General features: G+C 46.0%; 10 protein-coding genes. 2 read left to right on the top strand and 8 right to left on the bottom strand.

The window, feature by feature from the left end; genetic code table 11:
- Positions 1–135: 135 nt before the first annotated feature.
- The 7 genes from AAKU61_RS01050 to AAKU61_RS01020 form a co-directional block, all read right to left on the bottom strand.
- Complete coding sequence (locus AAKU61_RS01050) at positions 136–597, bottom strand: zinc-ribbon domain containing protein (protein WP_354328885.1); 462 nt, start codon at positions 595–597, stop codon at positions 136–138.
- A gap of 360 nt (positions 598–957) precedes the next feature.
- Positions 958–2,325: a toxin-antitoxin system YwqK family antitoxin gene (locus tag AAKU61_RS01045; RefSeq protein WP_354328884.1), complete on the bottom strand. Its 1,368-nt coding sequence runs from the start codon at positions 2,323–2,325 to the stop codon at positions 958–960.
- Between the two features lie 277 nt (positions 2,326–2,602).
- Positions 2,603–3,307 (bottom strand): hypothetical protein, encoded by a 705-nt coding sequence (locus AAKU61_RS01040; protein WP_354328883.1) that lies wholly within the window; start codon positions 3,305–3,307, stop codon positions 2,603–2,605.
- Between the two features lie 111 nt (positions 3,308–3,418).
- Positions 3,419–4,780 (bottom strand): 8-oxoguanine deaminase, encoded by a 1,362-nt coding sequence (locus AAKU61_RS01035; RefSeq protein WP_354328882.1) that lies wholly within the window; start codon positions 4,778–4,780, stop codon positions 3,419–3,421.
- 73 nt (positions 4,781–4,853) lie between these two features.
- On the bottom strand, positions 4,854–5,783 hold the full coding sequence (locus AAKU61_RS01030; protein WP_354328881.1) for an ABC transporter permease: 930 nt from the start codon (positions 5,781–5,783) through the stop codon (positions 4,854–4,856).
- Complete coding sequence (locus tag AAKU61_RS01025) at positions 5,780–6,898, bottom strand: ABC transporter permease (protein WP_354329110.1); 1,119 nt, start codon at positions 6,896–6,898, stop codon at positions 5,780–5,782. Before AAKU61_RS01025 ends, AAKU61_RS01030 begins: the two co-directional genes overlap by 4 nt.
- A 1-nt stretch (position 6,899) precedes the next feature.
- Complete coding sequence (locus AAKU61_RS01020; RefSeq protein ID WP_354328880.1) at positions 6,900–8,570, bottom strand: ABC transporter ATP-binding protein; 1,671 nt, start codon at positions 8,568–8,570, stop codon at positions 6,900–6,902.
- Positions 8,571–9,261: 691 nt separating this feature from the next.
- On the opposite strand from AAKU61_RS01020, the gene AAKU61_RS01015 reads away from it, so the two are divergent.
- Both AAKU61_RS01015 and AAKU61_RS01010 read left to right on the top strand, forming a co-directional pair.
- The gene (locus AAKU61_RS01015) at positions 9,262–10,038 is read left to right on the top strand and encodes an outer envelope protein (protein WP_354329108.1); all 777 of its coding nucleotides are present in this window, start codon (positions 9,262–9,264) and stop codon (positions 10,036–10,038) included.
- Between the two features lie 186 nt (positions 10,039–10,224).
- Positions 10,225–11,304: a BMP family ABC transporter substrate-binding protein gene (locus tag AAKU61_RS01010; protein ID WP_503012563.1), complete on the top strand. Its 1,080-nt coding sequence runs from the start codon at positions 10,225–10,227 to the stop codon at positions 11,302–11,304.
- Positions 11,305–11,411: 107 nt separating this feature from the next.
- On the opposite strand, the gene AAKU61_RS01005 is transcribed toward AAKU61_RS01010, so the two are convergent.
- Positions 11,412–13,010, bottom strand: coding sequence for a methyl-accepting chemotaxis protein (locus AAKU61_RS01005; RefSeq protein ID WP_354328879.1), 1,599 nt, complete (start codon positions 13,008–13,010; stop codon positions 11,412–11,414).
- Positions 13,011–13,460 lie beyond the last annotated feature (450 nt).

Here is a 13,460-nt window from a genome sequence, read left to right as displayed (position 1 = left end):
CTATGTCAATGGACTGAAATTGTGAGTTGTGTTTATGTGGTGACAGGTTTGCGAGGATGTTACGTTACTGCGCGAAACTGATGATCGGCTGCTTCAACCGCTAAGCCGTCGGTCTATTTTCGCCATAGCTGACATTCAAAACCCATCTTTAACATCATCCGTCTTAATGGATAGTGCCACAATACGGAGCAATTTCCGTAGCATGTTCTTGCGAGCAGAGTCACGCCGATATGGGACATATGTCTCCTGCTCTACGAGGAGTTGAAGCCAATAAGAAAGAAATATCTCATCGATTTTAAGGCTACATTTTGATTCATCCCATTTGACTACACATTCATTTAGCTCGGCGGCAAGATGTAGCGACTGACTCCAGCAAGTCTCGCAAAGAATACGTCGCTGGTTAATGCTCGCTTTCTTTATCTCAAAAGTATGTTTCTGATCTAAAGCGGAGAAAACAGCTTCGGTTTGACAATGCCAGCAGCGATATTGAATATCGGTATATTCGAACTTAAAGCTAGCGGCTACAGAGCATTGGCTTTTTTCAGACCATTTTTTCGGGTCTGCTTTTATCTTATTGATTAGAGGACGAGCAGGCATTTAACGCCTCATTAAAGTATGTGTATTGCAAAGTTTTTCGAACGAAGCAGCGGACAGGGCATGTGCCAACAACTCTGACTAAGAAAGTTCGTTTGATTAGTTCATTTTTTCATGTCACAGCTGAAATAAGTGCGCATACGACCATGCATGTCGTTTCCATATCGCAGTTCACTGAGCTTTCAGAAAGTGAGTTGCAATTTGTCTGCTACAACCTTTAAACCGTCATTCTAGCGCGACACCTAAAGGCGCCCCTTAATTCAAACGTTGGCGCCAAGCATGGTCGATTGCCAGGGTAAAGAAGTTGAGATCGGTGATGTTGTTCGAGTCTTGTAAACCTGCCAGGACGTGCATCACAGAACGCTATTTCCGGATTTCTTTCACGCTGCCATCTGAAAAGTAGCGCTCTTCTTTATCCAGCTTTCCTTCTTTGTAATACTTCGCGTGTGTAACATGATCATCTTCGTAATCACGTTCGATGGATAACACTTCTTTGCCAGGCATACCTTTAGGTTCATAAACTTTTTCATGTCCTTGTCGCAAGCCCTTGGCAAAGAAGGCTTCGGCTTCGATACCGCCGTTTCGGCTGTAGAATTTTTGCGGCCCTTCACGCTTAAATCCGTAGTCACTAGGTTCACAAGACATTAAAGATTCGACGTTATTGCTGCCCCAGACCATTTCGTCATTTTGCAAGCTGACATTACCGGTAAATTGCAATTTTTCATTGTCCCAGTAATATTGCATACTGTAGATATCGTTTTTTTTCTGAATGACTGCGCGCGGACTACCATTTTCCCACCAGCAAGAACTTTGCTGAACGATCAAATCTTTTCCAGAACTGCCACCAACGCCATAGGCAGTGCTGCGCGCTTTACCGCCTGAGTTAAACCACTCTTCGTCTGTGCCAACCAGCGCCCCTTTTGAATCGACGTGCATCACGCGTTTGATTTTTCCATCGGCATACAGGTCGGTGATCGTTGCAGAACCATCGCTGTTGATCTGTTTTTGGCGTTTCGCCGCCTTGGGTACTGTTATAGAGCCAACTTTCAATACCGAATCCCATTCGCTGGTGGCTTTAACAGCTTCTTCGATGTTGGTTTCCTTACCTTGCACCAACCGGACTTTTTTGTAAACTTGCCCATGAATATCGTAGTAGACGATATCGCTAGGGCCATTGAAGCCACACAACTTTGCATCAATCGATGTTTCTTTTTTGTCCGAGCAACGAGCAAAACGAATTTGTCCACCGGGCAAATAGCCAATGGAAGAAACCTCATATCCAAGCTTTCCGGTAGTCCCATCACCGTACAAGGTCCGCTGAAAAATTGATCCATCCGCACTGTACTCCTCCTTCATTCCGGAGTTCTGGCTACTTTTTACATTTTCTTTGATGCGAATTTTTGAAGTGCCCGGAAAGTAGGTAATTTGTTCACCAGACTTGGTATCGTATCCATTCACTTGAGCATAGTGACGCAGCACATGCTGTCGTGGCCCGTCAATTTCTTCTTCGAGCTTGTGGCCCTTAGAAAAAACAAAACGTTCCTTTTGCTTTTCGTTACCCCAATCACGCACGCAGCTCACCGTGCCATCAGACTTTTGCCGATCAGCCTCTTTATCCATATCCAAAGCGTTATCGCAGGTATAGGTCATGCCCGAATGGGCGAAGGAAGCAGATAAACTCAACAAAAAACCAAGCGTCCAATGTTGATAAATTTTATTTATTTTTTTCATATGGCAATGGCATTACGGTGATATTAAAGTGCATTTTTTAAAATACGAGAATTGTTATAGCGAACTTACTTGAAAGACTATCCTCAGTTGCACCATTCCCTGCTCCGCGAAGAAGATCGCGACTCGTTGCTCTAAGTACCGTTCGGGGTCAGGTGTAACCAACACGGCTCCTCCTTAGATAATTCTAAGTGTTCTCTAGCTAATACGGATGTAAGTATCGAATGTCTCTTTTGTGCCGTTTTGTCCCGTGAGATGATGCTCGGTTATTTAATCAACATTAAAATTTGCGTGTAATATTTCTACCTAACCAGTCATTGCAAGACGGAATTTTCTTGATCTTCTTAGCCCAACCATACAAATCGTAAATTAGGGATAATTTGACCAAGACAGGCGCATTGTTGATCGACCCGTGAATTTCTTTCTCTGCTAGAAACGGCCAACCAAAAACGAATTTAACACGGTCTCCATTAGCGAGTGTCAATAACATTACTTCGCTGGGTTCCCATGACTCCTTTGGACCCCAATAGGCATGAACACCACCATTCTTGATAATGTCCACCATATCTGCCACAAGTGGGGAATCACCAGTCACATATAAGCACTCCGATTGCTCGACTTGAGACTCCGTTTTTGCAGCTCGGCTTTCAGTAAAGGGCTGGATCATAGAAAGCGAAACAGACTTAACATTGGCGAAGGAGCTAATCAATTCTTGAAGATCAAGATTTGTTGCGCTCGCGTTAGTGTTCTGATTTTGTCTCTTTTCAACTGTATCGGCTTGGGTCGCCTGGCACCAAACAAATGAGCAAACCAATACGACTAAAAACGCATTTATTTTAGACTTTCCGAAAACTTGTGCTTTGTTCATAGATTCCTTATTTTTGGGAGTGAAATCTTTTGCTTCGACACCCACAGGCCGTCCTTTTGTTTTGTCGAAAAAGTTGGTGTATTCAACAAATATCAGCATTGTACCGATTGCTACCATAAGAAAAATCTAATTCATAATGGAGTCGGCGCAAGCGAATTTTAGAACTAATACAAATTAGTTGAAATCTGGATACGCAGAAGTTTTTATACAAAATACGCTCTTAGAGTGTCAACGTGCCACTTCTGCCAGATCCATTGCAAGACGGTTATGGCGCGCCATCACAACTGGTAAATTGATCGATGTCAAATTACCTTCTCGCACTACTACACGACCGTTGATGATGCTGTAATCAGTATTTGATGGCGTGCAAAAAACCAATGCAGCAACTGGATCATGCCATGCACCGGTAAAGTTAATTTGATCGAGATTGAAAAGTGCTATGTCGGCAGCCATACCGGGTTTTAGTGCGCCGATATCGTCCCGGTTCAGGACTTTGGCACCGCCGAGTGTGGCAATCTCTAATGCCTGACGAGCCGTCATCGCATCGGGACCAAATCCGACACGCTGCAACAAGATCGCTTGGCGAACTTCACCCAGCATATGTCCGGAATCGTTCGAGGCGCTACCGTCAACACCCAGGCCGACTGACATACCGGCATCAATCATTTTACGAACTGGCGCAATACCAGAGCCGAGCCGCATATTGGAACAAGGGCAATGTGCAACACCGGTGCCGGTGCGTGCAAACATCGCAATGCCGTCATCATCTAGCTGTACGCAATGCGCATGCCAGACATCATGACCAACCCAGCCGCAATCCTCTGCATATTCTGCTGGCGTCATATTAAATTTTTCGCGGCTATATGCAATATCGTTGATATTTTCCGCCAGATGCGTATGTAACGACACTCCATAGTTGCGGGCCATCAAGGCGGACTGTTTCATCAGTTCTCTCGATACCGAGAATGGCGAACAAGGTGCAACCACAATGCGTTGCATCGCAAAGCGCTCTTTGTCATGGTAAGTCTCGATTAAACGCTGCGTATCTTTCAGTATCGCAGATTCTGTTTCTACGACGCGATCTGGCGGCAAGCCACCTTTAGACTGTCCAACGCTCATCGAGCCACGCGCTGCATGAAAACGCATACCGATCTTCTGTGCAGATTCAATGCTGTCGTCTAACTTGCATCCATTGGGATAAATGTACAAGTGATCGCTGCTAGTCGTACAGCCGGATAAGATCAGCTCGGCCATCGCCGTCAAAGTTGAGACTTTTACCATCTCTGGCGTTAAGTTAGCCCAGATCGGATAAAGATTGGTCAGCCAGTTAAACAGCTCGCCATTTTGCGCTGCTGGAATCACGCGGGTCAGGCTTTGGTACATATGATGATGGGTATTGATCAGGCCAGGAATTACCACATGATGGCTGGCGTCAATCACTTCATCCGCCGTATCTGGCAAGTCCACAGTATGACCGACCTGCTCAATTATATGATCACGGATGAATACCCCACCATCAGCGATTTCTCGGCGCTCTGCATCCATTGTGACCAGAACGCGGGCATTTTTTATCAGTAGTGTTTTAGTCATAATGATGATCTGAACAATCGACAGACATTAATTCGCATTAGTCCAGCCGAGTCCAAGTTGAAGCTCAAGTCCATCACGATCCCGGATGAAAGTTTTTTCCCAATGACAGAGGCTGATTCAATAAAATTGTTTTTGGATCACGGCAAATAATCACTAGTACGACGATCGTTGCGACATACGGCAACATCGATAAAAATTCTGACGGTATTCCTAATCCAAAACCTTGTGCGAATAACTGCATCACAGTCACACCACCGAACAGATATGCGCCAAGCACAACGCGCAGCGGCTTCCAGGTTCCAAAAACGACTAACGCCAAAGCAATCCAGCCCTTACCTGCGGTCATACCCTCTACCCACATTGGTGTCTGCACCAGAGACAGATAAGCTCCGGCAATACCCGCCGTCGCACCACCAAACATCACGGCACAATAGCGTATCCAGATCACAGGATGACCAACTTCATGCGCGACGGTGGGTGACTCACCGATAGCACGTATTTTTAGGCCAGCATAGCTTTTGACCAGAAACCATTGAACTGCAATAAACAGCAAAATTGATCCATAGACCATGGCGTCATAGCTAAATAATAGTTTCCCAAGCACCGGTATGTCGGATAAGAAAGGGATGGGCAGTTTCTTTAAACCAGCGATCGGTGTACCGGCAAAATCATGCCCGACAAATGCAGATAATCCTATGCCAAATAAGGTAAGCGCCAATCCGGTAGCAACCTGATTTGCCTGCAAACTCAAGGTCAATACGGCAAATACCAGCGACATCAAAATACCCGCACAAGCGGCTGCGATAAAACCAATCACCGGACTGCCCGTCGCCAAGGTCGCGGCGAATCCTGCTACCGCACCGACCAGCATCATGCCCTCAATTCCCAAATTGAGAACGCCTGCCTTCTCGACTACGGTTTCACCTAATGCTGCATAAATCAAGGGGGTTGCCGCGGTTACTGTACTGGCAAAAATAGCGAGTAATGGAATATCAAAATTCATACTACCCCCTTACTAGCAGCGGACGGATTAACCGGCATACTGAGGTTGGGTGCATGCGGTGTATGAACTCTTTTCAATCTGAAGGTAATAAACAGATCGGCTGCCAACAAATAGAACAGTAACAAACCCTGAAACAAGCCAGTAATCGCCGAAGGCAACGCCATCTGCATTTGTGCCGACTCACCGCCCAGGTAAAGCAGCGACATCAGCAAGGAACCAAACACAATGCCAATCGGATGTAAGCGGCCTATCCAGGCCACGATAATTGCGGCGAAACCATATCCCGGTGATATCTGTGCCTGCAGCTGTCCAATCGGGCCGGCCACTTCACACATGCCCGCCAGACCAGCAGTCGCACCACTGATCATTAGTGCAACCCAAACATTACGCTTAATCGAAAATCCAGCATACGTCGCCGCTGCAGGTGCCAGTCCAGCTACCTGCATACGATAGCCCGCATACGTCTGACTAGAAAAAATCCAAGATGCAATCGCCAGCAATAATCCCAACACAAAACTCCAGTTGGTACGAGTACCTTCGACTAATAAGGGAATTAAGTACGCGTCAGCGAAGGTTTTCGATTGCGGAAAATTAAAACCTTGGGGATCGCGCCATGGACCATGAACTAGAAACGATAAAAATAACTGAGCAATATAAACCAACATCAAGGTCACCAGAATTTCGCTGGTATTAAAACGGTTCCGTAAAAATGCCGGTATCGCAGCCCATGCCATACCGCCCAGAGCACCAGCCAACAACATCAGCGGCAAACCCCAAGCGACGCTGGTATCTCCCAACCACAACGCGACACCGCCACTGGCAATCGCGCCCATCGTCAACTGGCCTTCTGCTCCGATATTCCAGACATTCGCGCGGAATCCTATTGCCAGACCAAGTGCGCACAATAATAAAGGTGATGCCTTCAATAATAATTCGCCAACGCCGTATATGTTCTCGACCGGTTTGATGAAGAAGACATAAAACGCTTGTTGCGGTGGTTTTCCAAGTGCAGTAAAAATTATGATGCCGGTAAGTAACATCGCCACCGCCGCAATCAGAGGTGATGCGATCTTCATCATGGAAGACGGCACAGGACGGCGCTCCAACTTAAACATATTAGGCAAAATGGCTCTCCTGATGATTGCTTGCTTGTCCGGCTATAAATGAAAGGCCTGACTGCGTAGACGAGCCGTCCATTCTCTTCGTCACTGCATCAAATTTGCCGCTCATCCAGTTTCCGATTTGTTCAATACTTGTATCGGCCAAAGGCAATGCCGGCGACAAACGTCCCTCAGCCAAAACGCAGATACGGTCGCTGATCGTGAACAATTCCTCCAGCTCTTCCGAGATGACTAGCAGGGCCACTCCTTGCTGTCGCAGATCCATCAGGGCTTGCCGTATCATCTGTGCAGCACCCACGTCCACGCCCCAGGTCGGCTGCGCGATTATCATCAATTTGGGATTGAGCATCGTCTCGCGTCCGACAATAAATTTTTGTAGATTGCCACCGGACAGACTAGAAGCAACAGCGCTGTCACCACCGCATTTGACTTTGAAGTGCGTAATAACTTCTTGTGTGAACTGACGAATCGCAGAATGACGTAAAAATCCATTCTTCACCATGCCATGCCGGGCGCCAGTTAATAATGCGTTGTGCAATAGACTCATGGCAGGCACCGCACCACGCCCTAAGCGCTCTTCAGGAACAAAGGTCAGGCCTAGGCGTCGTCGTTGTGCTGAATTCAGGCGTCCGGCATCTTGTCCAATAATGCTGATCATCTTACTTTGCGGGCTGAGAACTTCTCCCGACAACGCAGCTAATAATTCTTTTTGTCCATTACCAGAGATACCTGCAATCCCCAATATTTCTCCGCTTTTTACAGACAAGCTGATCGATTCCAGCGCGGTGCCAAAAGGATCAATCGTCGACATGGATAACTGGTTTAGCGCTAAACGCACTTCCCCTGTTTCTTGTGGGACTAAATGACATTCGGCCAGTTCGCCACCGATCATCATCCGTGCCAGACTGTCGTTGGTTTCTTGTTTAGGTACCGCAGTACCCGTGACACGACCGCCGCGCAGCACGGTTGCTGTGTCACATAATGCCCGGATCTCATCTAACTTATGGCTGATATACAAGATGCTGCACCCCTCTTTAGCCAATTGTCGCAACGTGTCAAACAAGATCAATACCGCCTGTGGAGTCAGCACGGATGTTGGTTCATCCATGATTAACAGCTTAGGCTCCAATAACAAGCAACGAACAATTTCTACCCTTTGCCGTTCGCCTACTGACATGCTATGTACTAGGCGGTAAGGGTCAATCGGTAATCCGTATTTGTCAGAGACTTCCGTAATCCTGGCGGCGAGCGATGCCGGTGCTGTCGGCACATCCATTGCAAGTGCAATATTCTCAGCAACCGTAAGGGTCTCAAATAAAGAAAAATGCTGAAACACCATTCCTATCCCCATACGTCGCGCTTGGGCGGGATTGGTGATATCCACATAGCGCCCCTCCCACAAAATCGTACCTTCATCGGGTTGGGTCACGCCATACACGATTTTCATCAAGGTACTTTTACCGGCACCGTTTTCGCCGAGTAAAGCGTGAATCTCTCCGGGCTGCACGGTCAGTGCGATATCGTCGTTTGCAACCACAGTAGGGTAGCGCGTGGTGATTCCAGTTAACACCAGACGAGGCGACTGTGTCGATGACGATATCGTCTGATCTGGCTGAATTGGCAGAGCCGTCGCAGGTAACTCAGGTGAAGCTGGCAAGTGATCCATAGCGTCCCGTTAAAGAGGAAGTAAATAGCAAAATCAACTGTCGCAATTGTCATGCCAAGCTCAGTCATTCCATATTGAGAAGTTCTTTGTATCGACATGCTGAGCATACAATCAGATGATGCAAATTGTCGACAATATTTCACTATATTGATAACAATTTTTACTTGTGTTGTAGTTAAAGCTGTTATATTTTCTGCTCATCATCACATCAATGATGAAAATAATATGAATAACAATCTCATGAGCTTAGCAGAACATAGCCATGCTCATTAGTTGACAGCGTGTCGCTAATCTTCCGATTTATGCATTAATGATGCACTAATAACGCACATTTATCTTCATTTAAGAGCAAATTTAATGCGCTCAGATTATCTGAATGACGTAAAACTGTTCCTCATTGGTGAGAAAATCCAAAAGAAGAGTGGCACATTTTTTGCTGACAAAGAAGTTGAAAATCGTCAACAAGCAAATCCGTTATTGTTGACAACTAAAACTATAACTGTCCATAAAACACTGAATAGTGAAAGATTTTTCGATTCTTAGCTGTGATCCAGTTCCATCCCAGTATCAAAAAACAATCAGACGGAAACAGATTCATTTTTAATCGTAAATCCTTATGGAGAGCATTATGTTGGCAACACCTTTAAAATCCCGAATTAACAAGACAATCGCTTGCGCAGTCACCCTACTGATGACCGGTATTGCGGCCAGTGAGGCCAACGCAGCGGATTGGAGTGACACCTCAATCGGCTACCGCTATGGTTCCAAATTTGCAGAGCCGTACAACCCCGAAGACATTTCAAAAAACATTTTCAATCTGACCCACGTCAGCGGATACAAATACGGCTCGAATTATTTCAATATTGATCTATTGCAGTCTGATAGCAAAGACAGCAATGCGCAAGAAGCCTATGTGGTGTACCGGAATACCCTAGATCTGGGTAAAGTCACTGGCAAGAGTCTGGGCTTCGGTCCGGTGCGCGGCGTTGGTATTACTGCAGGCTTTGACTGGAATACCAAGAACGATACCGGATATGCATCCAAAAAACGCATGCTCGTTGTCGGCCCGACACTGATGGTGGATGTGCCTGGATTTTTAGACGTCAGTCTGTTGTTACTGCAAGAAAGCAACTTTCCTATTGGTGTCACTAGCCGCTACACCTATGATCTCCATCCTATGCTAAGTGCCGCATGGGGTATTCCTATCAGCACAAGCGGATTCGCATTTGAAGGCTATATGAATTACATCGCCTCCAAAGGAAAAAATGAATATGGTGGCCCAACCTCCCCAGAGACGAATATTGATGCGATGATCATGTATGACGTTGGCACTGCGCTTGGAATCGGCAAAAATACGTTACGAGCTGGTTTTGAATATCAATACTGGCGCAACAAGTTCGGCAATCCATCGCAAGTCCCCGGCTCATTGGCAAAAACACCGATGGCAAGAGTTGAATATCATTTTTAAACGGACAAAGTTGAGAGAGCGACAGTTTCAAACTAGTTGCGCGAGCTTCATCCCGCAAGAAGTTTGAGACTTCACGCTTGATTTTTTTTAGTCGTATTTATTACACGTTTTATCTTATTGTGTTTGTCTGTACTTACCAGTCGTCCCCGTTGCTATCAGGGATTTATTCAAGACAAGGAGTTATCAATGTACCGTATCCGTACCGTAGTAACTGCCATCGCCGTGGCAAGCAGCTTAATGACAGGGGCTTCAGCCTTTGCTGCCGAACCGCTCAAGGTCGCTTTTGTATATCTGGGACCTGTCGGTGACGGCGGCTGGACATTCCAGCATGACCAAGGTCGTCTGGCTATTGAAAAAGAATTTGGCGCAAAAATCAAAACGACGTTTGTTGAAAACGTGCCAGAAACTGCTGATGCAGAACGCATCATCCGCCAGTTAGCTGTCGACGGCAACAAGCTGATTTTCACGACCTCATTCGGCTACATGGATCCGACGGTGAAAGTCGCAAAATTATTTCCTAAAGTCCACTTTGTCCATGCCACAGGCTATAAAACGACAGCTAACTTAGGCACTTATCAAACCCGCTTTTACGAAGGTGCCTACCTGCTCGGCATTATCGCGGGCAAGATGACCAAGTCGAATACTTTAGGCTTTGTCGGCTCCTTCCCAGTACCAGAAGTCGTACGCAATATCGACGCCTTTACCTTGGGTGCAAAAAGCGTCAATCCTAAAATAAAAACCAAAGTTGTCTGGGTCAACACCTGGTACGATCCGGGCAAAGAACGTCAGGCAGCCGAGACTCTGGTGGCACAGGGCGCCGATATGCTGGCACAAAATACGGACTCACCAGCAGTGGTGCAAGTAGCGGAAGAAAAAGGCGTGCATGCTTTTGGCTGGGACACCGATATGGCGAAATATGGCCCTAAAGCCCAACTGTCTGCGAACACGGAAAATTGGGGTGTGTATTACAGCCAGGAAGTCAAACGTGAGTTGGCCGGCACCTGGAAACCTGAACAAACTTTTTGGGGCATCAAAGAAAATCTCGTCGTTCTTTCGCCCTTAAATGCCTCAGTACCAGCAGACGTTGCCAAGCTATTCAACGAGAAAAAACAGGCGATTGTCGATGGAAAGTTGCTGCCATTTGGCGGTCCGTTAAAAGACAATACCGGCAAAGTCAAAGTGGCTGCTAATGCTGAATTGCCGATGGGAGAACTGCTAGGTATCAATTGGCTGGTCGAAGGCGTAGAGGGATCGCTGCCTAAGTAATATCAAGTTCTTTAAGTTCATCAAATTCTATTAAAGACTTTGCCAGAGTTGATTCTGGCAAAGTTACCGCTTCTCTCCGCTAACATTCACTACGCTTCAATATCAAGTTATCTGGTTAGCTGACGTCTTTGTAGCGTGATCGTTGGTACGATCACTTGTAATCCATCAAGCTTAAATATACTGACTATTTGCGCTAATCCGGCTGCCTGCTCTTGCAGCGATGCAGCCGCCGCTGCCGCTTCTTCCACCAAGGCGGCATTTTGTTGTGTCACTGTATCCATCTCAGAAATCGCCTGATTGATTTGCTCAATACCGGTCTCTTGCTCTTGTCCCGCTGAGGTAATTTCGCCCATGATGTCAGTAACACGCTTGACGCTGGCAACGATTTCTTCCATCGTATCGCCAGCTTGCGCCACTAACTTACTACCGATTTCTACCTTCTCCACTGAATCACCAATCAAGGTTTTAATCTCTTTGGCGGCGCTGGCAGAACGTTGTGCAAGGTTGCGTACCTCTGCCGCGACGACAGCAAAACCACGTCCTTGTTCGCCAGCGCGTGCGGCCTCTACCGCGGCGTTCAGGGCCAAGATATTGGTTTGGAAAGCAATACTGTCAATCACGCTAATAATGTCGACGATTTTTTTGGACGACTCATTAATCGAGCCCATGGTTTCTACTACCTGAGAAACAACCTGTCCGCCCTTCACCGCAACGCCAGAAGCAGAAACCGCAAGCTGATTTGCCTGACGAGCATTATCGCCATTTTGTTTGACGGTAGAAGTTAACTCCTCCATAGAAGAAGCTGTTTCTTCCAGTGAACTTGCCTGTTGTTCAGTACGTGAGGATAAATCCAGATTGCCGCTAGCAATCTGGCTAGAAGCAGTCGCAATAGTGTCGGTACCAGAGCGCACGTGACCGACGATTTTTTGCAAACTAAAGTTCATGTCTTGTAAGGCTTGCAGCAACTGACCTGTCTCATCTTTAGAATCAACCACAATGGTGCTGGTTAAATCGCCGTCCGCGACTTTGCGGGCAACCACGACAGCATCATTTAAAGGTCGGGTAATACTGCGCGTCACGAACGCGCCCAATAAAACACTAACAATCGCAGCGATAATTGACAAGGCTAAAATAAGCAGCCGCGTCTCAGACGCACTTACTTCTGTCTCTTTACCAGAAGTCTCCATCAATTGGTTTTGAAACACCAAGACTTTATCGAGTGCGTCGAAATAAGCCCTCTGAATAGGACGAACATCGCTATATAAGAATGCAGTTGCCTCTTCTTTTTTACCGTCTTTTGCCAGGACAAGAAACGCTGCTCTTGATGAGATAAATTTAGTCCTCACTTCTAATACAACTTTGAGATTTTCTCGTCCTTTTTCTGATGTAATTAGTTTTTCTAATTTGGAAATCGCGTCACCAATAATGGCACTACTCTCATCGATATTGGCATATTCTTTTTTTATTGGCTCAGCGTCAGTCATTAGCAAAATATTGCGCATATTGCGAGCGGTTTCATTTAGCTCGTCTTTAACTGTATGGACTAACACCGTCTTTGGATAACGATCATTGTTGACCAAATCAATATCTGCGACCAAAGCGTTTACACGTGTATAGGAAAGCGCCGCTAATACCAGCATCAATACAATGACGGCTCCAAAGCTGATGGCTAGTCTTTGACCAATTTTTAGATTTTTGAAATTCATTTTTGTCCCCTGCGATGATTAAAGTATTTCTGTTCAAACTCTATTTTGCGGCTCATAGAACTTGCAGAATAGTTTTTACAACAGTAAGGCTGGTGATAGTCTGAATGAAACCGCTGCCATCTCGTTCTCATCTATCAATCATAAAGATCATACAAAATGAGATGATCTCAGATGCTTTGAGAGGTACTGAAGATCTTAAAACTAGACGATGTGACGAATATCTTACAAACACCCTAATCAGAAAAAGTAGGGGGGGAATTTAACGATGTATCCCCAGACTCAGTTCGCTTTTTATATCGACTTGTGGTGCCGATAAAGCAATCTAAGATTTATTTTTTATTAAATTAAATATAACGAGATCTTTGCACGATAAAAAGCCAAGCAGAGTGTTTACCTCAAATGAGACAATAGCAACAGGATAAATTTAAAGAGTGGCAATCATGGCGTGGA

It is taken from the genome of Undibacterium sp. GrIS 1.2 (genome assembly GCF_040544435.1).
GTDB lineage: Bacteria > Pseudomonadota > Gammaproteobacteria > Burkholderiales > Burkholderiaceae_D > Undibacterium.
Note: the sequence above shows the minus strand (reverse complement) of the source record. Positions and strands in the feature narration are given on the sequence as shown.

Coding starts and splice junctions, on each gene's coding strand:
- AAKU61_RS01050 (WP_354328885.1), bottom strand. CDS start 597: ATGCCTGCTCGTCCTCTAATCAATAAGATAAAAGCAGACCCGAAAAAA.
- AAKU61_RS01045 (WP_354328884.1), bottom strand. CDS start 2,325: ATGAAAAAAATAAATAAAATTTATCAACATTGGACGCTTGGTTTTTTG.
- AAKU61_RS01040 (WP_354328883.1), bottom strand. CDS start 3,307: ATGGTAGCAATCGGTACAATGCTGATATTTGTTGAATACACCAACTTT.
- AAKU61_RS01035 (WP_354328882.1), bottom strand. CDS start 4,780: ATGACTAAAACACTACTGATAAAAAATGCCCGCGTTCTGGTCACAATG.
- AAKU61_RS01030 (WP_354328881.1), bottom strand. CDS start 5,783: ATGAATTTTGATATTCCATTACTCGCTATTTTTGCCAGTACAGTAACC.
- AAKU61_RS01025 (WP_354329110.1), bottom strand. CDS start 6,898: ATGTTTAAGTTGGAGCGCCGTCCTGTGCCGTCTTCCATGATGAAGATC.
- AAKU61_RS01020 (WP_354328880.1), bottom strand. CDS start 8,570: ATGGATCACTTGCCAGCTTCACCTGAGTTACCTGCGACGGCTCTGCCA.
- AAKU61_RS01015 (WP_354329108.1), top strand. CDS start 9,262: ATGACCGGTATTGCGGCCAGTGAGGCCAACGCAGCGGATTGGAGTGAC.
- AAKU61_RS01010 (WP_503012563.1), top strand. CDS start 10,225: ATGTACCGTATCCGTACCGTAGTAACTGCCATCGCCGTGGCAAGCAGC.
- AAKU61_RS01005 (WP_354328879.1), bottom strand. CDS start 13,010: ATGAATTTCAAAAATCTAAAAATTGGTCAAAGACTAGCCATCAGCTTT.